The sequence below is a fragment of the Microbacterium sp. SCPM-O-B-15248 (M128) genome, from assembly GCF_058214835.1.
In genome coordinates, this window is record NZ_JBYQLI010000005.1 from 67286 (window position 1) to 87006 (window position 19721).

Consider the following 19721-nt stretch of genomic DNA (forward strand, 5'->3'; position numbering starts at 1 on the left):
TCTGCTCCCGGAGCCGTCGTTCTCTTCCCCGCTTCTGAGCTGCCACGCGTCTTGCAGGTCGTGGTCAGGTGCGATCCAAAGAAGACTCCGAGAGAATGGGCGAGCAGGTGTTGTCAGTGCGGGGAGGAGAGCGATGTCGTTCGCAGATCGATTCGGGTACGCCCGCGCTGAGCCCTTGCGAACCTTGGTGGAGTGCGACAGCGATGCTGTTCGTCTTGTGCTCTGGAATGTCGTCAGTAGCGGCGGGAAGAGTTCACTCGCTGCCTACCGGGCCCTCTGCGAGCACACCCAACAGCTTCCTGACGCGAACATCTGGAGTGATTCGTACGCGGACGAGTCCGCAAGGGCGATCCTCGATCAGATGAGCTGGATCGATGTGTACGAGGCGCTCGAAGCGGAGTTCTCGAACGCTAGGGGGCAAGCTCGTTCAGACATCGAGCGGGCCGCGAACCGCGCTCTCTCTCGAAGCGGGATCGCTTATGAGATGAGAAGCGGGCGATTCGAGTTCTACGAGCCAGCGGCTGACGAGTTCGAAACTCGACACGACGAGGACGAGGCGCTTGCATCGTTGACGGACGAGTTCGAGCCTGTCCGCAAGCAGTATCTCAACGCGCTGCGCAACCTGCGCGGCAAACCGGCGAACCTGGAGGGCGCCGTCGCGGATGCAATCAATGCACTCGAAGCGGTTGCGAAGATCGTTGCGTCAAGTCCGAAGGCAACTCTCTCTGACGTTGCACGCAACCTGTTCCCAGATAGCCCCGGCTATCACGCGCCACTACGGCAAGCGATCGAGAAGCTGTACGCCTACTCGAATCAGCTCCCGGGCGGCAGGCACGGTCGATACGCGGAACCCGATATCGCGCACGCCGAAACTGTGATGGTCGTACGCACCGCGGGCGCCATCATCACCTTCCTCGTCACTTTGCACCGCGGTGAGGGAGTCGAGAGCTCAGAAGATGCCCGCCGAGCAAGTTGAGTCTGACCAGAGTCATGAGATCCCGACTGCCTACGAGCGAAGGCCGTAACTCGCAATCAGGTCTGGGCGTTGCGACAACTGTGTCTCAAGCCGGCTGTCCGGCCAGAGCTCGATGAACGGGAGCTTGCCCTCGGAGTTGTGTTTCTCCACGATCGCCACAGCATCGGTGGTGAATCGCCCGCTCGTGGCGATAACTAAGGTTCGGATGACCGGCGGTTCCCAAAGCGGCAGTGCCGCCAGTGTGTTCGTGATGTCGGCAGGAGCAACGGACTTCGATGTCCAGTGCTTCGCTTGAAGAATGACCCGCTCTGTCCGCGTCGTTCCGCCGTCGTCCCTTATGACACGCTCGGCGGAAAGATCGCGCCCTCGATCAGGCGCTCGCGTCTTCATCAGCCACTCCACATTCTGATAGCTGGAGAAGCCGCGCAATAGATCGAACAGTAGGCGTTCGAACTTGTCGTCATCCAGGACTGTCCACGTGATGCCGATGCTTGCGCCACCCGAGGGTCTTGCGGAAGCGGCGACGCCGAGGTCAATCGCCGGTACCGGCAGTGGATCAGATTCCGAGAGGCTCGCAGCCTCGATGTCCGTTCGCACCGACGGCCAATCCATCTCGGCGATATCGTGCCAGTCGTGTCCCTGACCGAATCGGAGATGTCGGTGAAGATCACCCCATCGTCCTTTCCTATCGATGGTGTCACCGAGTAGACGCTCGATCTCGCTGATCGACTCCTCGACCACCGCAGTTCTTGGATCACTCACGCGGTCTGATGAGTCGCGCGTAACGGACTCGGTGATCTGGCCCAGTGTGACATTGATCGTCGAGGTGAGATCGTCCAGGCGATCGTGGATTGCTCGCCGGCGTGCTTGGGCGAGCCTGAACCGGTACTCATCGAGTTGGTGGCCAGGCTGCTCCAGCTCAGTCATAAGCGCGAAAGCAGGCTCACCGATCTCGAAGTAGTCAATAAACGATTGCCCGACCTCGTCAATGTCAGGAAGTTCCTCGGTGACGGCGAACCCGTCGATAGGAGGAAGGCCAGCGAGCAAAGGCGTCCATGCCCGGCGAAGGTCCTCGTACTCCCGACTGGTGCCGCGTTGTGGGCTCGAAGGGATCATCGGCTGCGCGCGATCCCAGATCGCCTGAAGCTTGACGAGATTCGCTGCAGCGCGATCCATCACCCGCAGCAGTTCGTCAAGATTCACTCTGCAAGTTTCTCATCTCTTGCTCCCCGGGCTGCGTTCAACACCTACCTGGCGTGACAGTGTCGATGCGGGTGATGTCCGCCGGTGACGGTTACAAGTACCTGCTGCGCACGGTCGCCGCCGGCGATGGCGACAGATCGCTCTCGACCCCGTTGACCCGCTACTACGCCGAGGAGGGCAGCCCGCCGGGTCGCTGGCTCGGCGCGGGGGTGCCCGCGTTGGGCGGGCTGATCGTGGAGGGCGATCAGGTCTCCGAGTCCCAGCTCCAGCTCCTGGTCGGGATGGGCCGGAACCCGGTCACGGGCCACCCTCTCGGCCTTGCCTATCCCGCCTACAAGACCGTGGCCGAGCGCGTCGAAGAACGCACTACCGCACTCGATCCCGACCTCGGGCCAGCCAGCCGCGCCGAGGCGGTCGCACAGTTCGAGGCTGAAGAAGCGGCGCGCGGGACGCGCCGTGCCGTCGCGGGGTATGACTTCACGTTCAGCATTCCGAAGTCCGCGTCGGTGTTGTGGGCGGTCGCGGATGCGGGGACGCAGGCGTTGATTGCGTATGCGCATCATGCGGCGGTTGCGGAGGTGGTTGCGTTCATGGAGCGGGAGGTTGCAGTCACCCGCACCGGCGCAACCGCCCGCAACGGCGCCGTCGCACAAGTCGATGTACGCGGCCTGATCGCCACGGCGTTCGACCACTACGACTCCCGAGCGGGCGACCCGCATTTGCACACGCACGTCGTCATCTCGAACAAGGTGCAGACCGTCCTCGACGGCAAGTGGCGCTCCCTCGACGGGCGACCGATGCACGCCGCCACGGTCGCTCTGTCGGAGCTGCACGAGGCGGTGTTCGCCGACCACCTCACGCGCGCTTTCGGCGTGGAGTGGGAGGCCCGCGACATGGGCCGTGACCGAAACCACGCCTGGGCTGTCGCCAGCGTGCCGGAGGAGTTGGTGGCGGAGTTCTCCTCCCGCTCCCGGCATATCGACGCGGAAAAGGACCGCCTCATTGCGGAGTACGTCGCGCGGCACGGTCGTCAGCCCTCGACGGCGACGATCATTAAGCTCCGCGCCCAAGCCACTCTGACCACGAGGCCGGAGAAACAGGTCCGGTCCCTGGCCGACCTGACCGCGGAGTGGCGTGGCCGCGCCGGCCGCCTGCTCGGCAGGGATGCGACCTCGTGGGCGCGGGACGTGACGGCGAACGAGACGCCGTTGCTGCTCCGCGCCGACGACATCCCGTTGGACGTGATCGCGTCCCTTGGCCAGTCGGTCGTGGAGGTCATGGGTGAGAAGCGGTCCACCTGGCGACGCTGGAACCTCACGGCCGAGGCGGCCCGGCAGACGATGGGCTACCGCTTCGCCTCAACCGTGGATCGGGAAGCTATCGTCGGGCTGGTCGTGGATGCAGCCGAAGCCGCCTCCCTGCGACTCATCCCACGGGAACTCGCGTCGAGCCCCGAGGTGTTCCGCCGACAGGACGGCACGAGCGTGTTCCGGCCGAAGCACTCGACGGTGTTCTCCTCCGAAGGGCTGTTGGCGGCCGAAGACCGCCTCCTCGACCGTGCCCGCACCACTACCGGGCCGACCGTGCCCCTCGCGGTGATCGAGCGGATCGCGTCGCGCCCGGATCGGAAGGGGCACATCCTCGGCGACGACCAGACGGCCGCGCTGGCGAAGATCGCTGTGTCCGGGCGCACCGTCGATGTCCTGGTCGGGCCCGCCGGCGCCGGCAAGACCACCGCCATGTCCGCACTACGCCGCGTATGGGAGCACGAGCACGGCGCCGGCAGCGTTGTCGGGCTCGCGCCGTCCGCGGTCGCCGCGCAGGTCCTTGCCGATGACCTCGGCATCCAGACCGAGAACACGGCGAAGTGGTGGCAGAACCACCTTGTCCACGGCGACACGTTCCGTAAGGGGCAGCTCGTCATCGTGGACGAGGCGTCCCTCGCCGGCACCCTGTCCCTGGACCGCATCACCCACCTCGCGGCCGAGGCCGGGGCGAAGGTGCTGCTGGTCGGCGACTACGCCCAGCTTCAGTCCGTCGATGCCGGCGGCGCGTTCTCGCTCCTCGTCCACGACCGCGAGGATGCTCCGGAGCTGGTCGACGTGCACAGGTTCGCCAACGAGTGGGAGAAGACCGCCTCGCTCGGTCTGCGGCACGGTCACGTTGAGGTGATCGACACCTATCTGGACCACGGCCGCATCCAGGGTGGTGAGACGGAGGCGATGGTCGATGCCGCCTACGCCGCGTGGCGGGCCGACCGGCAGGCGGGGCGGGCGACGGTGCTGGTCTCTGACTCGAACGAGTCCGTCCAGGCGCTCAACCAGCGTGCCCGCACAGACCTGATCCTCGACGGCGCCGTGGACGCCCGCCGCGAAGTCGCGCTGCACGACGGCACCCATGCCGCGGTCGGGGATACCGTCATCACCCGGCGCAACGACCGCCGACTGCGTGCCGGGCGAGGCTGGATCCGCAACGGCGACAGGTGGACGGTCACCGAGGTCCGAGGCGACGGCTCCCTCACCCTCCGCCGCGCGGGGCGCACCTGGGGCGCGTCGGTTGTGCTTCCCGCCGACTACGCCGCCGAGCATGTTGACCTCGGCTACGCCGTCACCTCCTACCGGGCACAAGGCATCACCGTGGACACCTCGCACGTCCTGGTCGACGCGAGCATGACCAGGGAGAACCTGTACGTCGCGCTCACCCGAGGCCGGGAGACGAACCTCGCCTACGTTGCCATCGACAAGCCCGACGACTCCCACGACGGCCCGCACCCCGGCGGCAACACCGAAGCCACCGCCCGGTCGGTGCTGTGCGGCGTGCTCCAGCACGTCGGCGCCGAGCTCTCCGCCCACGAGACCGTCACCACCGAGCAGGAGGCCTGGGCGAACATCGGCCAGCTCGCCGCCGAGTACGAGACGCTGGCGGCCGCAGCGCAACGCGACAGATGGGCGAACCTCGTCCGCACGTCCGGTCTCACCGAGGAGGAGGCCGAGGACGCGATCACCTCCCCGGCGTTCGGGGCACTGACCGCCGAGCTCCGCCGCGCCGAAGCCAACCACCACGACATCGAAACGCTGCTACCACGGCTCGTGCGCGCACGCGGGTTCACCGACGCCGACGACCTCGCCGCCGTCCTCCACTACCGCCTCGCCCGAGCCACAGCCCAACCCGCCGGCTCCGGCCGCTCCCGCAGGGCACCCCGCCTGATCGCCGGCCTCATCCCCGAAGCCACCGGCACCATGAGCAGCGAGCTTCGGCAGGCACTCACCGCACGCCGCGACCTCATCGAGACCCGCGCCACCGCGCTCCTCGACACTGCGCTCACCGAGAAGCAGACCTGGACGAAGGTGCTTGGAACCCCGCCGAGGGATGCCAAGACCGCGGCGACCTGGCGGCGACTGGCCCGCACCGTCGCCGCCTACCGCGACCGCTACGACATCACCGACCCCACCCCACTCGGTGCCCCGGCCGAGGGCGACGCGCAGAAGATCGAAGTCGCCCGAGCCAAGGCCGCCCTGGACCGGGCACGCAGCCTCGCACGGGGAGCAGGGGAGGAGCCGCAGCATAGGCCGGAACGGGAGCCGGTCCGCCGTTCGCTGTGAGCCCGGTGCCCTTCCCGATGTCAGGCCATCGTCGTACAGTGGAGGACGAGGCGGCCTCTATATTGGCGCTGTCGCTCCCCGCGACGGTATGACCACCCCGAACGCTACGGGCGGTCCTTTCAGGTTCTTGTCGCCGAACCCCTGGAAGGACTGTGCCCATGTTCCGTCTCATCTGGGCGGCAAGCGTCCGCACCCACAGCATCCTCAGCTACGCGCCCACCAACCTCCTGATCGCCGCGATCCGCACCCGTCGCGGCCTGAAATGGGGCATCCTCGCGATGCTCCTCGCGATCCCGTACTGGTTCATCGTGAGCTGGTGCGTGACGACCATCGAAGACGGTGGACCGCACTGGCTTAACGCCGTCGTGCTGCTGGCGGCGTGGAACATGATGAAGTTCGTCATCGTCGGACCGGTAAGCCTGATCCTCCTGGTAGCGACACGGATGCGAGAGTGGAGCACTCGCCGACACCGCGATGTAGACCGCCGGGTCCAGGACCCGACATGCATCCGAATAGGGGGCGGTGGTGAACTCAAGTCGACCGAGGACTTGATGTCGGCCGTCCCAACTACCTTGGGGTGGGGCGCGGCAAGCCGGAACCCCCACCGGCGTGGCCCGCAGCGCGGCCCAACAGCCGTCGATACTCTAGGACATAACCGTGAAGTAATCGAGCACCCCAAGGAACCACGCCAATGACCGACCAGACCTACCGCATGGGTGAGCTGTTTAGCGGCCCCGGCGGCATGGCCCTCGGGGCAAGGCTCGCAGCACAAGCTCTCGACGGCGTCAGCCTACGGCACGCATGGGCGAATGACTACGATCTCGACACCTGCAAGACCTATCTCAAGAACATCCTTGTTCCCGAGTACGATGACGGCGCAAAACTGGTCGAGTCCGCGACGGACCTCCCCGCAAGCGGCGGCGGCGTGGTCCACCAGAATGTTCACGATCTCGATATCGATACACTCGGCGAAATCGACGGATTCGCGTTCGGTTTTCCCTGCAATGACTACAGCCTCGTCGGGGAATGGAAGGGTTTACACGGAGAGTACGGTCCCCTCTACACGTACGGCGTGAAGGTTCTCGCGTCCAAGAAGCCCAAATGGTTCGTTGCCGAAAACGTTTCGGGTCTCCGCGGCGCAAACGAAGGAAGAGCGTTCAAGCAAATCCTGGAGCACCTTCAGAGTCCCGCAGACGGACTCCGATACAGACTCGTACCGCACCTCTATTCGTTCGATGAATACGGTGTGCCGCAACGCCGAGAACGGATCGTTATCGTCGGAATCCGTGAGGACCTTGACGTTCATTTCAAAGTTCCTTCCCCCGACATATACGCGGATATCGACGTCACCGCGAAGTCCGCGCTCACTATTCCGCCGATTGCCCTGAACGCCACGAACCACGAGATAGCGCGACTGTCGGCTCAAGTTGTCGAACGTCTAAGTTTCTTGCGACCCGGTGAACACGCATTCTCACCACGGGCGCTTCAAGCGATGCCAAAGCGACTCCACATCAATACCCGCACGACGATTAGTACGACCTACAAGCGGCTCGAGCCGGACAAGCCCTCGTACACCGTCACCGGAGGTGGGGGCGGTGGATCGTATATCTATCACTGGATACTCAACCGCGCCCTGACGAACCGTGAGAGGGCGCGCCTGCAGACCTTCCCAGATGACTTCACGTTCGAGGGCCTTAGAGAGAGTGTGCGGAAACAGATCGGTATGGCAGTCCCCGTCCGCGGTGCTACGGCCATCTTTACGGCGCTGTTCAAGTCGTTCGCTGGGATCACCTATCCGTCCATCGAACCAAACATCGAGTTCGAGAACGCCTTCGCACCGCAACAGGTCCAGGCAGCTTAGTTGAAGCGTGAATCGAGGCGAGACGATGGAGTCGGAGGTCATCCAGCCGAGCGTTAATCTGCTCGAATCCATGCGCTCGGTAGGCTACTCGTTCGAAGCTGCCGTTGCAGACCTACTCGACAACTCCATCACTGCAGGAGCACGCAACGTCGTCATTGATGCGGATGTAGTCGAAGGTAAGTACATAGCGATTCTGGACGACGGACGGGGCATGTCCTCCGATACTGCCCGCGAGGCCTTGCGCCTCGCGGGCGCCACGGGCGATCGAGACGCTTCGGACCTTGGCCGCTTTGGCCTCGGCCTGAAGACGGCTTCGCTGTCTCAGGCGCGTTGTTTGACCGTAGCCACAAAGCGCGATGAGGCGGTGACTGCACTGCGCTGGGACATCGACTTCGTACGCGACTCCGGCGAGTGGCTCCTCAATGTTCTTGACGACCGGGATATTCGCGCGCTACCGCTGTGGGCCGACCTTGATGCTCAACGAAGCGGGACTCTCGTAGTCTGGAACGACCTTGATCTGCTTCTGGGTGACACGACCGCTCCAGGTGTCTTCCTCGCAGAACGACTTGGCCGAGTCCGCTCCAATCTTGCGCTCGTTTTTCACAGGTTCCTTGCGGATCGGCGCGAACGTCTCAACGTCGCGGTGAACGGCATCACACTGCGCCCGATCGATCCGTTTCTGTCAGACAACCCGAAGACCCAACGCACAGCGCTTGAGACCCTTCGGATCGGCGGTGCCGGCGTGCACGTGGAAGGGTTTACCCTTCCGCACGCATCTGCGCTGACACCCGAAGAACGACGACGTCCGGATCTCGGTGACCGCATGCGAGACGCTCAAGGATTCTACGTCTATCGGAACCGACGACTTATCTCCCACGGACACTGGTACGGCCTCGCGCGGACGAATGAACTGTCCAAACAAACGCGTGTCAAGGTAGATGTGCCAACAAGCCTGGACGCGCTCTGGCAGCTCGACATCAAGAAGTCACGGTCAGAGCCGCCACCCTCATTCAAGTTACGACTCCGACAACTCATCGACCCAATTCTGGATCGCGGTCATCGAGTCCACACATTCCGAGGCAGACGCGAACGCACCGACGTCGCGCACGTCTGGACGAAACTCAAGACTCGCGACGGTCTCCTTTACGAGGTGAACCTCGAAAGCCCGATCGTCGGATCGGTTCTGTCCCGCCTCGATGCCGAGGACGCCGAGCGTGTCATCGGACTACTACAAACCATCGCGACCACCTTCCCGGTCATGGACGCATACGTCGAGATCGCGGCGAACGTGCCCGCCACGGCCGCACTTCCAGAGCGAGAGACATTGATCGCTCGTCTCCGAGACATGCACCAGTCAGGCCTTTTCGACGACGCCCCCGACGTCGCAGTGACACAGCTGGCCGGCGTCGAACCGTTCAACACGATCGACGATCTGCACACGCTTGTTGATCTCGTTTGGAAGGACAACCATGCCGCTGAGTGACCGTCAAGCCGAGTTCAAGGCGTATCTCAAGGACCAGCTGTTCAACCGGGTCCGTCCATTGACCTTCGATGAACTGGAGACCAAGGCCACCGGATTCGCGTCCCTCCTGTTCGAGGATCTCATCGCGATCGAGATCGACGAAGTCCTGCAAGAACTCACACTCGAAAACACTGTCGAGATGGCATTGGGTGGATCGATCGTCGACGAAGCGACGTTCAAGCCCTGGATCGCGCAACGCCGCGGCGAGACGGATACCCCGCGATGGGATGCCTACAAGAAGCTGCTCATCAGTCGCGACTGGGAAGCGAACGTGATCAACACACTCGACACGCAAACGGACGATGTCGTAGAACTGCTGGGCAATCCTGCACAGTCCGACGGGACGTGGCCTCGGCGCGGTCTACTGATGGGCGAGGTCCAGTCCGGCAAGACGGCAACCTACCTGGGAATTCTCAACAAGGCGCTCGACTACGGCTACCGCGTGATCATCGTGATCGGCGGACACACTGAGAACCTACGACAGCAAACACAGACTCGATTCGACACCGATCTTCTCGGCATCGACTCGGAGACATGGGAAGACGGCATCAGCAACGCCGCACTCCGTTACGTCGGCGTCGGAGAGATCTCCGGCCTTCGCTCTCACCTCATGACGACCGTCCGCCACGACTTCTCCAAATCCAAGCGCGGCTCCAGCATCACCTGGGTCGACGGCGGCCTTCCAACCGTGTTCATCACCAAGAAGACACCATCTCTTCTGAACAACATCCGCACCTACATCAAGAGCCAAGCACCTGGTGGGCGGCTGGACATACCCCTCGTAGTCGTCGATGACGAATCCGATTGGGGAAGCCCGAACACGCGCGACAAGGAAGACCCGACAAGCGTCAATCGAGCCATCCGTGCACTCCTCGACGTGTCTACACGAAGCTCGTATCTGGCCATCACAGCCACACCGTTCGCCAACATCTTCATCGACGATCAGGCTGCCTTCGAGTTTGTAGAAAAGCCAGGGGAGGGGGAGCCCGTCGCGGACGGCCCCGGAACCGTTCTCACGGACCTATTCCCAAGCGACTACATCAGGGTGATGTTCCCACCGACTACTTATTTTGGGATCGGGACCTACTTCCCAGAGGGTGGACACTCTGCGATCGACACCGAAGTCGAAGACTGTCTTCAGATCATCCCAATCAAACATAAGAATCATCACCCCGTCGCGGCGCTCCCGGAGTCCATGAAGACCGCGCTGATCGCGTTCCTTCTCGGAACAGCCGTCCGTCGCATCCGCGATAAGAAGACCAAGCCGGCATCGATGCTGATCAACGTGTCTCGCTTCAAGAGCGTGGAGCGCGATGTAGCAGAGCTAGCCGTGGAGTTCCTCAGCCAGACTGTCGCCGTCATCCTCGGCGAGTTTGCCCGCCGCGCATCGACAAGAAGTGCCTCCGCAGAGACGGTTCGAGATATCTGGACTGTTCGATTCGCAAACGTAACGGACGTCACCTGGGAGCAGGTGTCCGAAAAGCTCGTCGACATTGCGAACGAGTTCCGTGTGGAGCTCATCAACGGTGACACCGCAAAAGAACGTGCGAAGCGCCGGAAACTGATGACCGTTGCAGAACGAGAAGCTGACGATCTCGTGCCGAAGATAGTCGTCGGCGGGGACATCCTTTCGCGCGGCCTCACCCTTGACGGGCTCCAGGTCAGCTACTTCGTTCGCGAACCACGCACCATGGACACTCTCATGCAGATGGGTCGTTGGTTCGGCTACAGACCCCGCTTCGAGGACCTGGTGCGCATCTGGATGCCCGAGACGACTCGCACTGACTTCGAGCACTCTGCTGAGGTCACGGAGGAACTGAGAGACACCCTGCTCGATATGAAAGCACGGGCCCTCACCCCTCGGGACTTCGGTCTACGCGTACGGGTCCATCCGGACAGCGTCGCGATTGTCGCCGCCAACAAGGGGCGCGACACGGAAGTGGTGGAGATCGGGCCGATTGTCTGGGAGAACCGGCTCGCCGAATCGTACGACCTCACCGGCGAAGCGGACGTCGAACAGCAAAACCAGGCAGCTGTCGAAGCTCTGATCGCACGACTGGGAACCGCCGAGTCGGTGGAAACGAGCGGCGGTTTCAGCGCATGGACGAATGTGCCCCTTGACGAGATCCTGGACTTCTTCGGAACCTTCCAAGGTGACCGGGGCAGCCAATGGTTCGGCCCCGGCGCAGATGGCGCTCTCCCGATCACCGACGCGTTCAAAGTCACACCCGGCAACGACCGGTGGACTGTTGTGCTGATCAGCAGTAGTGGGGGAGGCGCTCAACACCAGTTCGGTGCCATCTCAGTGGGCATGAGCCGGCGAAACAAGATGGGGCGTAGCCGATCGGACGGGCACATCCGTCTTGACCGCCGCCGAGTCTCCTCCGGAACCGATGTTGCTGGCTCGCTCACAAAGTCCGAGCGCGCGGCGATGGACGCAGAACCGCGCTTCACCGCAAGCGGCAAGCGAATGACCTCACAGGCGCGGACCCTCGCCTCGATCGACCACCCAATCCTGATGATCTACGCCGTCACTGCTGACGAGCCGAAGGACCCAGAAGATCTCGATCTAGAAAAGGTCGAGGCCGGCCTGAGTCGGATCGCCGTGGCGATCGCTTTCCCGAAGATGACGCAAGAAGAGATCGAGGATGCAACACGGGATTCGAAGACCTACCGGGTAAACCAAGTCTTCTGGCGTGCGTACAACGGTTTCGTTGATGACGAAGGCGACGACGATCTCGAAGCGGACGACGCTTGATGGACGTGTCGTCTCTGAGACCACTCTTCGAACAGGTGCTCGCCGGGACAAGTGGACGGATGATCATCCTCGGCCAGACGCCGTTCATGTTCGCCGCGGTCAACGATGACAGCCGTGCGGCTCTCTTCATCAGAGTCTCACTTGCACCATCGCAGGTTATTGGTGACGGTCAGGGCTTCTCCGTGAGCACCACTCGGAGCGGCAGCAACGACTATGTCCAAATCACCGCCACCGACGACGGACTTCCGCCCCTCTTCCTGAAACTCGTGGAGTATCTTCTAGAGCGCGTTTCGATTGCGAGATCCACCGACGAGGGCATCGACACGCTAATCCGCTCGATCGAGGAGTACCGGCGCTTCGTCGGCCAGCGGCGGGGCCGGCTCTCAGAACCCCTTGTGCGAGGAACGTTTGCCGAACTCGTACTTCTACGCGCGCTCATCACGGCGGGCATGAAGGCGGAAGACGCTGTCAGGGCGTGGCGTGGCCCCTGGGCTAAGGCCGGGCTGGGCGTCCACGACTTCACCTTCGCTGACGGTCGTGGCATCGAAGTGAAGTCCACGCATCAACCACCAGGGACCATCCGCGTATCTTCCCCGGGTCAACTGGTTCCCACGGGGCAAGCACTCGATCTTCTCGTTCTTCCGATCGAGAATGCGCCGCGCGATTCCAGCGCGGCTGTTCCCTTCCGCCAGTACGCGCACCAGCTTGGCGACGCGTTGGGAAGCGCTAGCTCAACTGCAGCCGAGACCTGGGACGCCGCCCTGGATGCGCTGACGCTCGACTTGTCCGACGAGTGGTACGACAGGTTCCGGTTCCTCCCCGGAGAATGGCTACGGTTCCAAGTCAAAGACGGCTTCCCCCACCTCGACATCCCCTCCCTGCCCGCAGGAATCATCGATGTGCACTACTCGCTTGAGTTGCTGAGGCTGTCTCCATTCGCTGCACGATTCGATGCGCTACTGGGCGAAATCGGACCCTCGTGAGCAGTGGAATCGATGATCTCCGCAACGAGATCAAGGTCGCAGCGGTCGCCGGTGACGGAGCCTTCGAGATCGAAGCTTTCGCCGAAGTCTTCGCTACAAGGCTCGAAGACGCAGAAGCGGTAGCTAATCTGAACATCGAGCCACTTCGATGCAACGGCCCCCGCGGTAAGCGACTTGAGCTACTCGGGTACGCAGAGAGCTCGATCGAACAATCCCTGGTCATCCTCGCCGGCCGATACTTCGGAGGCGACGAAACTCTCACCATGACGGGCGCGAAGGACGCGATTGGACGTGCCATAGGGTTCGTAGAAGCAGCCGCCAGTGGATGGTTGACGACAAACCTGGAGGCATCCTCTCGAGAGTGGGAGTACGCGGACTACTTCTCGAAGCAGATCACCGAAGGCAGGATCGCCAAGATTCGGATCATCCTCATCACCGACGGCACAATGAGCGGCCGGATTCGCACCATCGAAAGCGATGTCGTAGCCGGCCTGAGAACAACGTACGAAGTGTGGGACCAGCGGAGAATCATCGACGCAGCGCTTCCTGATCGCGGAAGCGAGGACATCCACGTCGACTTCACCAAGTGGATTCCTGACGGTCTGCCGTGCTTGGTGACTGCCGGAGACGACGAAACCACTCGGACCTACCTCGCAGTCATCCCCGCGAAGGTGCTCGCCGACGTGTTCGACGAGTACGGCAGCCTCCTCCTGGAATCGAACGTCCGAACCTTCTTGAGCGCGCGAGGACAAGTCAATCGAGGCATTCAAGCCACCCTCGCGCAAGAACCGGAACGCTTCCTCGCGTACAACAACGGTCTGACCACAACAGCGACTGAAGTCGAACTCGGGCGCTCACCGCAGGGGACAACTGTCCGTCGCCTGCGTCGCTGGCAGATAGTCAACGGGGGACAGACCACGGCCTCCCTCGCTCACTTTCTGCGAAGCGACAAGAGCAGAAATGTGGATGGCGTCTCCATCCAGATGAAGCTCGTCACCGTCAGCGACTCGGACTCTGCCGCCGTTGTACAGTCAGTCGCGAAGTACGCCAACAGCCAGAACAGAGTGAGTGCGGCGGACTTGTTCTCGACCCACGAGTTTCATGTGCGCTTGGAGCAGATTAGCCGTCGTCTGAAGGCGCCGGCGCAAGAAGGAAAGCAGTACCAGACGGGCTGGTATTACGAACGCGCCCGCGGCCAATGGGAAAACGACCGGACCGCACGGGGCTCGGCGGGCGAACAGGCGAAGTTCGAGCTGGAGTACCCGAAGTCCCAACGGATCACGAAGACTGACTGGGCGAAGTACGACTACTGCTGGAACCAGCATCCCGACCTTGTGAGCAAGGGGGCGCAGTCCGTCTTTGCCGACTATGCCAACAAAGTCGATGCACAGTGGACGAAAGACGACGGCAAGGGCGCGGATGCCTATGGCGACGGATATTTCCGCACCAGCATCGGCAAGGCGATCATGTACGCGACGCTCCGTACCGAGGTGCTCAAGCAGGATTGGTACAGAAGTGCGCCGGGATACCTGGCGAACATCGTGGCCTACGCCATCTCGCGATTCTCTCTCCAGATCGGCACCCAGTTCGTCGGCGCCAAGTACGACTTCGGCCGAGTCTGGAAACAGCAGGCGATCAGCAGCGCGACGTTGGAAGCGCTCGTCCAGATCGCTCAGCTTGCGCAACAGCACCTCACCGATCCGAATCGCCCGCAAGCAAACGTGACCCAGTGGGCCAAGCAACAGGCCTGCTGGGAAGGGTTCAAGAGAGTCCGCGTCAAACTCGACAATGTTGTGGAAGCTGACTTGATCACCGCAACGCAGGCTCATGTGCAAGCTGCCGAGGATCGCAAGGAACGGGCGATGGACACGGGCTTCGAGGGTGTCAAGCGAGTCCTCGCCGTCAGTCCCCAGGCCTGGACGACCGTCTACGGAGCCACGTCTCAGGTGTCGATGTCCCCAACGGAGAAGAGCCTCGTGGAACTGTTCGGCCTACGTCAGGGCCGCGTTCCGTCGGATCGGCAGGCGGCGGTCCTCCTAAGGCTGCTTGATCGCATGGCAGAGCACGGAGTCATCAGCCGCGATTCGTATCAGTAGGCCCGTGTTTGCGTTGTTGTCGCTTCGCATCATGCGGTCGTGAGCCTGCTTTGCCGGGCAGGCCTGCGATGAGACAGCAGCGCCCGTCGATATGCTCCGAATGTGACCCTTCCCGAGTTCTCCCCACCACCACAGGTGGCCTTGGTCGCGCCGCTACGGCGTGGGATCTCGGGGTCAGCGGCGTTTCTCGGATTGGCATCGGACGGCCAGCAATACTGGGTCAAGCCGCCGGGCAACCCGCAAGGCTCCCGCACACTGGTCGCTGAAGCGGTCGCCTACGGCATCGGGAGACTCATCGGGGCTCCAGTTCCTGCCAACTCGCTCATCGAGATCCCGGGAGCCTTCAACTGGGAGTACGCAGAGGGGCACCGCCTGCGCGGGGGTACCGGGCATGGCTCACTGAACGTCGAGGACGTGGTCGTCGCCGAAGAATGGGGCACTTATTCCCGGCTAGACGACAACCGGCGCCGACAGGCTCACATTCTCGCGTTGTGGGATCTCTGCATGGGCGACGACCCGCAATGGCTGCACCAGACCACAGAGGACTACAGCATCTGGTCGTTCGACCATGGCTTCTGGCTCGCCGGCGAGTCCGACTGGACGATCGATGCCTTGAAGAAGATCGCCACGACACCTTGGCAGTTCGACCTCGACCCGGGCGTTGCGTCCGCGAGCGGACTGCGTGAAGCGGCAGACCGGATCGACGGCCTGAGCCTGGCGATGATCCAGGCTGTCGCCAGCAGCGTTCCGTTAGAGTGGGAGACCACACCGCAGGAACTGTCGGAGCTGGCATCCATACTGTTCCTACGCACAGAGGGCGTAGCCGAACGACTGCGCGCCGCCGCCAACCAGAGCCGACACTCCTAGGGAGGTGCCTCGTGAGCTACCAGTACTGGATCATCCGATTCGTCCCGAACATCGCACGGGGCGAGTTCACCAACGTCGGTCTCGTCTGCGGCCGAGACGGCGGCGACTGGGCTGTCGGCTTCGACCCACGGTACGTCCGAAACCACGGCAACCTCAGTTCCGACCTGCGCGAACTCACCAACTGGATCACATGGTTTCGCCGAACCGTCGAGCACCACGGCAGCGTAGGGTTTGGCGAGCAGTCGGTCAGTAGCGGCTGGATCGCGCAACTGCGCTCGCGTCAAGCCAACTCCGTCCAGTTCTCCGAGCCCGCCCCCATCGATGTTGAGTCGGCACGTGCGGGAGTGGAGATGCTCTTCCCGCACCTCGTGGAGCGCGAGCCCACCCGCAGACGTCGGGGCCTGACACGGCAATCCCTCCGCGCGGACGTGCGCGACACCCTCGTGTTCGAAGGCGGTCTGGTGATCGGACAGGACTTGTTCGTTCAGCCAAAGGTGCGGATTGGGAAGCAACGGGGGAGCTTCGACCTATTGCGCTCCGATAGGCGGACCAACTCCCTGACCAATGTGTGGGCGTTCGACGTCGCGTCGCTTGAGCCGCTCGATCGCGAAATCCAGTCCTGGAACTATCTGGTGAGTCGTTTGCGTGCCGATGGGGCGAACCTGCAGCTCGGCAGTTCACGTACTGCGACGTTGCCAGCGGACGCTCCGATCGACGTCGTCTACGACCCTCCGACCTCCGACCGCGAACGGCAGTGGCGTTCTGACATCTTCGAGGCCGCGCAAGAGGCGTGGCAGTTGAACAACATCACGGCTCACTCCGTGGACGAGTTTCATTCGCGCGTGGCGGTGCTCGCGGGCCAGTAGCTGCAGGCCCCCGGAAGCCCGGGGGAGCGGAGAGCAGTCACGCGACCACCAGCCCGCGAGCTCGACCATGTGACTGACGGAGCGCATTCCTGACTGCTCCTTGCATCCGTTGGTTGTGAGCGAGATGAGGTCAATCGTGGTCGTGGACGGTGGCTTCGCTTTCGCCGGGTATCACGACGGGGACGAGGGTGAGGTGAACAAGCTGTGCGCGGTCGTGCTGCGCGGCCATGTGCGCGGCCCGTAGCTCGTCCGCGCCCGAGCTCGCTTCGGCGACGAACCGCTCGTGGCTGGTGATCGTTGTCCACGCCTTCGCGATCGTGGCAGAGATGTCGACCCGGTCTCGGATGAACAGCACCAGCGCGACCCGGGTGGCACGCCAGACAGTGTAGCGATCGAGGAGTTGGCCCAGTGCCTTCGCGAACTGGCTGCGGCCGGCCCAGAACTTGCACTCCCCGATGAACGCTTCTCGGCCATTCCACGTCATGTGGATGTCCGTCTTGCCACCGCCGACGAACGTCTCCCCGGTCACCTGACCCGCCCAGTTCGCGTTGAGAACGAACAGCAGCACGTCTCGGATGGACTCCTCGTCGGCGCCCGCCAGCTTGTTCGCAGTGGCAGGCAGCCGTTCCAGAGCGTTACCGAATGCCGCGATCTGGGCAATCAACGCGTCGGCGACACTCTCGGCGAGCCCATGCCTGCTGCCCTCGTCGCGCGCCAAGACCTCAATCTGACTCATGGTGAGGGCGCGGGGACGCATCGGGATATCAACGGCAAGGGAACCATCCACGCGGTTGAGGGGGATTGCCAGCGCCTGGCTCACCGAGTGAAGTGCGCGGTACCGGTTCAACCGGGGTGCCAGAATCTCGGTGACAGCCGCGCGGACGGCACCACGGTGCGCCTCTATCTCCGCTTGCGAGTCTGCTATCGCCTGCCCGAGGGCCTTGAACCACGCGTCTCGAAAGGCCGCGATCTCGGAACTCAACGTGGCAGCGTCCTCGACGTTATCGGTCAGATCGAGGTGGATCTCCATCCACCATTCCCCGATCGAAGACTCGTCCCACTCCGACGCCCCCGTGCCGTGCCCACCCTGCGAGACACCCTTCAGGGCCTGCGCGGCACCGAGCACCCTCAACTCCGCGGTGATCCGCAGAACCGGGGCCGCGTCGGGATTGGCATCATTGGGATACTCGTGCGTCTTGAACGCGAACGAGTCCCACACCGGCTCGACGAAACCGGCCGCATGCCGCTCGACGATGGTGTCCACGAGCTGCACGAGTTCGACACTCAGAAGAGCCTCGTTCTCGACGTTACGCGCGGCTTCCTTTGCCCGCTCCAACCGTTCGTCATACCGAATCTCATACCCCGAGATCGGATTCGTGCGCTGATGCATGCACCCATTCTGGAACCTGCCGGCGTCGAGCAAGGACGCCGACCGCCGGAGCATGTCCTAGCCCCTTGCTCGCTGCTAGCGTTCGGTATGGCCAAAGGGAACACGGATCTGGACGATCGAGAAGTCCGCGCCGCACAGTCGATGCGGGCCGTGTACGGCGCGGACTGGATGGTCGTCCCGAGGGATGTAAAGGGCGCAGCCCCGGGAACGCACGACTTCGATCTCACCGATGGTTCGACGACGGTTGCGGTGGAAGTCTCCACGATCGCCGACGGTGCGATCGTCGGCGACTCCGCTGGATGGTCGCAGCACTTCCCGGATGCGGCGTGGAACATCGATGGGCTCGATCACGGGTGGGTGATCACTGTGCAGGCCAGCGGGAACGCGCGAAAGACAAAGCAATCTCTGGCGGTGTGGCTCGCCGATCTCGAGAGCCGGAACGAGCACGCGGTGTGGAGTGACAGCTGGCAGCAGCATGCCTTCACGCCCCAGGGGCATCGTCCGCCGATGTTCGCCACGCTTCATGCCATGGCGAGTGTCGGCGTTACCGCCGCACACGTCGAGGCATCACTGCCCGCCGGTCTGTGCGCCCTCCTCATCGTCGACGATGGCTTCACCTGGAGCCCGCCAGAAGAGGACTACATCTCCGAATTCGTATCGGCGCAGCTCGCTGGCGCGCATGCGTCGGACGTTGAGAAGGTCGGCCGCGCGACCGCCGACCGCCGCGCACTGTTCCTCTGGCTCCACGCACAGAGTCACTTCGATGTCGTTCGCCGCCTCGACAACGACCTTCTCGGCGGCACTCTCACTGACACCGGCACCCTCGACGAAGTCTGGATCGGCCGACACTTCGTCGACGAGAGCGTCGGCCTATACCGCTGGCGTGCGAGCGAGGGCTGGGCTCACTTCCAGTTCGCTGCCACCGATCTCGTCGACATCGGCGACGCATCGGAGGGTTACTATCCGGACCCGGGCCGGGACGCCAATGTCGTCCCCGATGGCGAGGTCCAGTCCCCGTAACTCTTGCCGAAGAACGCGAAAACCCAGCTGCGGGGGCAGCCCCCTTCGGAACCAGTTTTCTTCTTCCACGAGAAGTGGACCAATCAGGTGACCAACATCCTGCAAACATGGCAACTCCCGAGGTTCTCTGACATGCGTGGAAACGGAAAACCCTGGTTAGCGGTGGTAAATGGCACATACAGTGCACCTGGGGGTCAAGGGGTCGCAGGTTCAAATCCTGTCATCCCGACCGGAAGAGGCCCGAACTTCCGCAGAAATGCGAGGGTCCGGGCCTCTAACTGTTTCCGTGGCCAGGTCGCTAGACAACATCCAGACAACATGGCATCCGCGGAGAGCTACTGCGCGGGCTGCTCGGCGGCGGCCGCGGCGTGGATCCGGCGCAGCCGATACTGGTGCGCCGGCCACCCGTCGAGCCGATCGCGCCACCACCTGAGGAGCACTTCCTCGTCGACGACGCGGACCTTCTGGCCGTGCTGGATCTCCCACCTCATCGGCATCCCGCCTAGGCCCCACCGCTTGATGGTGCGCACGCTGCGCCGCACGCGCTGCGCTGAGAGCGCATCCGCTCAGCCCTGCA

General features: G+C 63.1%; 14 protein-coding genes. 11 read left to right on the top strand and 3 right to left on the bottom strand.

The features are described 5' to 3' along the window. Positions 1 to 133 precede the first annotated feature (133 nt). On the top strand, positions 134 to 976 hold the full coding sequence (locus AC3E6M_RS10180) for a hypothetical protein (RefSeq protein WP_490529785.1): 843 nt from the start codon (positions 134 to 136) through the stop codon (positions 974 to 976). A gap of 30 nt (positions 977 to 1006) precedes the next feature. On the opposite strand, the gene AC3E6M_RS10185 is transcribed toward AC3E6M_RS10180, so the two are convergent. After that, complete coding sequence (locus tag AC3E6M_RS10185; RefSeq protein WP_490529786.1) at positions 1007 to 2179, bottom strand: restriction endonuclease; 1173 nt, start codon at positions 2177 to 2179, stop codon at positions 1007 to 1009. Positions 2180 to 2244: 65 nt separating this feature from the next. Between AC3E6M_RS10185 and mobF the strand changes: the two genes are divergently transcribed. The 9 genes from mobF (at position 2245) to AC3E6M_RS10230 (ending at position 16734) form a co-directional block, all read left to right on the top strand. Further along, positions 2245 to 5781, top strand: coding sequence for a MobF family relaxase (gene mobF / locus AC3E6M_RS10190; RefSeq protein WP_490529904.1), 3537 nt, complete (start codon positions 2245 to 2247; stop codon positions 5779 to 5781). A 158-nt stretch (positions 5782 to 5939) separates the two neighbouring features. Beyond that, positions 5940 to 6476, top strand: a complete 537-nt coding sequence (locus tag AC3E6M_RS10195; protein ID WP_490529787.1) for a hypothetical protein — start codon at positions 5940 to 5942, stop codon at positions 6474 to 6476. After that, positions 6473 to 7642, top strand: coding sequence for a DNA cytosine methyltransferase (locus AC3E6M_RS10200; RefSeq protein WP_490529788.1), 1170 nt, complete (start codon positions 6473 to 6475; stop codon positions 7640 to 7642). The genes AC3E6M_RS10195 and AC3E6M_RS10200 overlap by 4 nt, the downstream gene beginning before the upstream one ends. Before the next feature lie 25 nt (positions 7643 to 7667). Then, positions 7668 to 9125 (top strand): ATP-binding protein, encoded by a 1458-nt coding sequence (locus tag AC3E6M_RS10205; protein WP_490529789.1) that lies wholly within the window; start codon positions 7668 to 7670, stop codon positions 9123 to 9125. After that, complete coding sequence (locus AC3E6M_RS10210; RefSeq protein WP_490529790.1) at positions 9112 to 11922, top strand: Z1 domain-containing protein; 2811 nt, start codon at positions 9112 to 9114, stop codon at positions 11920 to 11922. The genes AC3E6M_RS10205 and AC3E6M_RS10210 overlap by 14 nt, the downstream gene beginning before the upstream one ends. A gap of 59 nt (positions 11923 to 11981) precedes the next feature. Continuing rightward, on the top strand, positions 11982 to 12905 hold the full coding sequence (locus AC3E6M_RS10215) for a PD-(D/E)XK motif protein (protein WP_490529791.1): 924 nt from the start codon (positions 11982 to 11984) through the stop codon (positions 12903 to 12905). Then, positions 12902 to 15001: an AIPR family protein gene (locus AC3E6M_RS10220; RefSeq protein ID WP_490529792.1), complete on the top strand. Its 2100-nt coding sequence runs from the start codon at positions 12902 to 12904 to the stop codon at positions 14999 to 15001. Before AC3E6M_RS10215 ends, AC3E6M_RS10220 begins: the two co-directional genes overlap by 4 nt. A 102-nt stretch (positions 15002 to 15103) precedes the next feature. Beyond that, a complete protein-coding gene (locus AC3E6M_RS10225) occupies positions 15104 to 15868 on the top strand; it encodes a hypothetical protein (protein ID WP_490529793.1) in 765 nt (254 codons plus the stop codon). 11 nt (positions 15869 to 15879) lie between these two features. Further along, on the top strand, positions 15880 to 16734 hold the full coding sequence (locus AC3E6M_RS10230) for a DUF3037 domain-containing protein (RefSeq protein ID WP_490529794.1): 855 nt from the start codon (positions 15880 to 15882) through the stop codon (positions 16732 to 16734). 130 nt (positions 16735 to 16864) lie between these two features. Here AC3E6M_RS10230 and AC3E6M_RS10235 read toward each other — a convergent pair whose 3' ends face one another. After that, on the bottom strand, positions 16865 to 18124 hold the full coding sequence (locus AC3E6M_RS10235) for a hypothetical protein (RefSeq protein ID WP_490529795.1): 1260 nt from the start codon (positions 18122 to 18124) through the stop codon (positions 16865 to 16867). An 87-nt stretch (positions 18125 to 18211) separates the two neighbouring features. On the opposite strand from AC3E6M_RS10235, the gene AC3E6M_RS10240 reads away from it, so the two are divergent. Continuing rightward, entirely contained in the window at positions 18212 to 19144 is a 933-nt protein-coding gene (locus AC3E6M_RS10240; protein ID WP_490529796.1) for a hypothetical protein, read from the top strand. A 335-nt stretch (positions 19145 to 19479) separates the two neighbouring features. Here AC3E6M_RS10240 and AC3E6M_RS10245 read toward each other — a convergent pair whose 3' ends face one another. Next, complete coding sequence (locus AC3E6M_RS10245) at positions 19480 to 19635, bottom strand: hypothetical protein (protein ID WP_490529797.1); 156 nt, start codon at positions 19633 to 19635, stop codon at positions 19480 to 19482. Positions 19636 to 19721: the final 86 nt, after the last annotated feature.

Coding starts and splice junctions, on each gene's coding strand:
- AC3E6M_RS10180 (WP_490529785.1), top strand. CDS start 134: ATGTCGTTCGCAGATCGATTCGGGTACGCCCGCGCTGAGCCCTTGCGA.
- mobF (WP_490529904.1), top strand. CDS start 2,245: ATGCGGGTGATGTCCGCCGGTGACGGTTACAAGTACCTGCTGCGCACG.
- AC3E6M_RS10195 (WP_490529787.1), top strand. CDS start 5,940: ATGTTCCGTCTCATCTGGGCGGCAAGCGTCCGCACCCACAGCATCCTC.
- AC3E6M_RS10200 (WP_490529788.1), top strand. CDS start 6,473: ATGACCGACCAGACCTACCGCATGGGTGAGCTGTTTAGCGGCCCCGGC.
- AC3E6M_RS10205 (WP_490529789.1), top strand. CDS start 7,668: ATGGAGTCGGAGGTCATCCAGCCGAGCGTTAATCTGCTCGAATCCATG.
- AC3E6M_RS10210 (WP_490529790.1), top strand. CDS start 9,112: ATGCCGCTGAGTGACCGTCAAGCCGAGTTCAAGGCGTATCTCAAGGAC.
- AC3E6M_RS10215 (WP_490529791.1), top strand. CDS start 11,982: ATGATCATCCTCGGCCAGACGCCGTTCATGTTCGCCGCGGTCAACGAT.
- AC3E6M_RS10235 (WP_490529795.1), bottom strand. CDS start 18,124: ATGCATCAGCGCACGAATCCGATCTCGGGGTATGAGATTCGGTATGAC.
- AC3E6M_RS10240 (WP_490529796.1), top strand. CDS start 18,212: ATGGCCAAAGGGAACACGGATCTGGACGATCGAGAAGTCCGCGCCGCA.
- AC3E6M_RS10245 (WP_490529797.1), bottom strand. CDS start 19,635: ATGAGGTGGGAGATCCAGCACGGCCAGAAGGTCCGCGTCGTCGACGAG.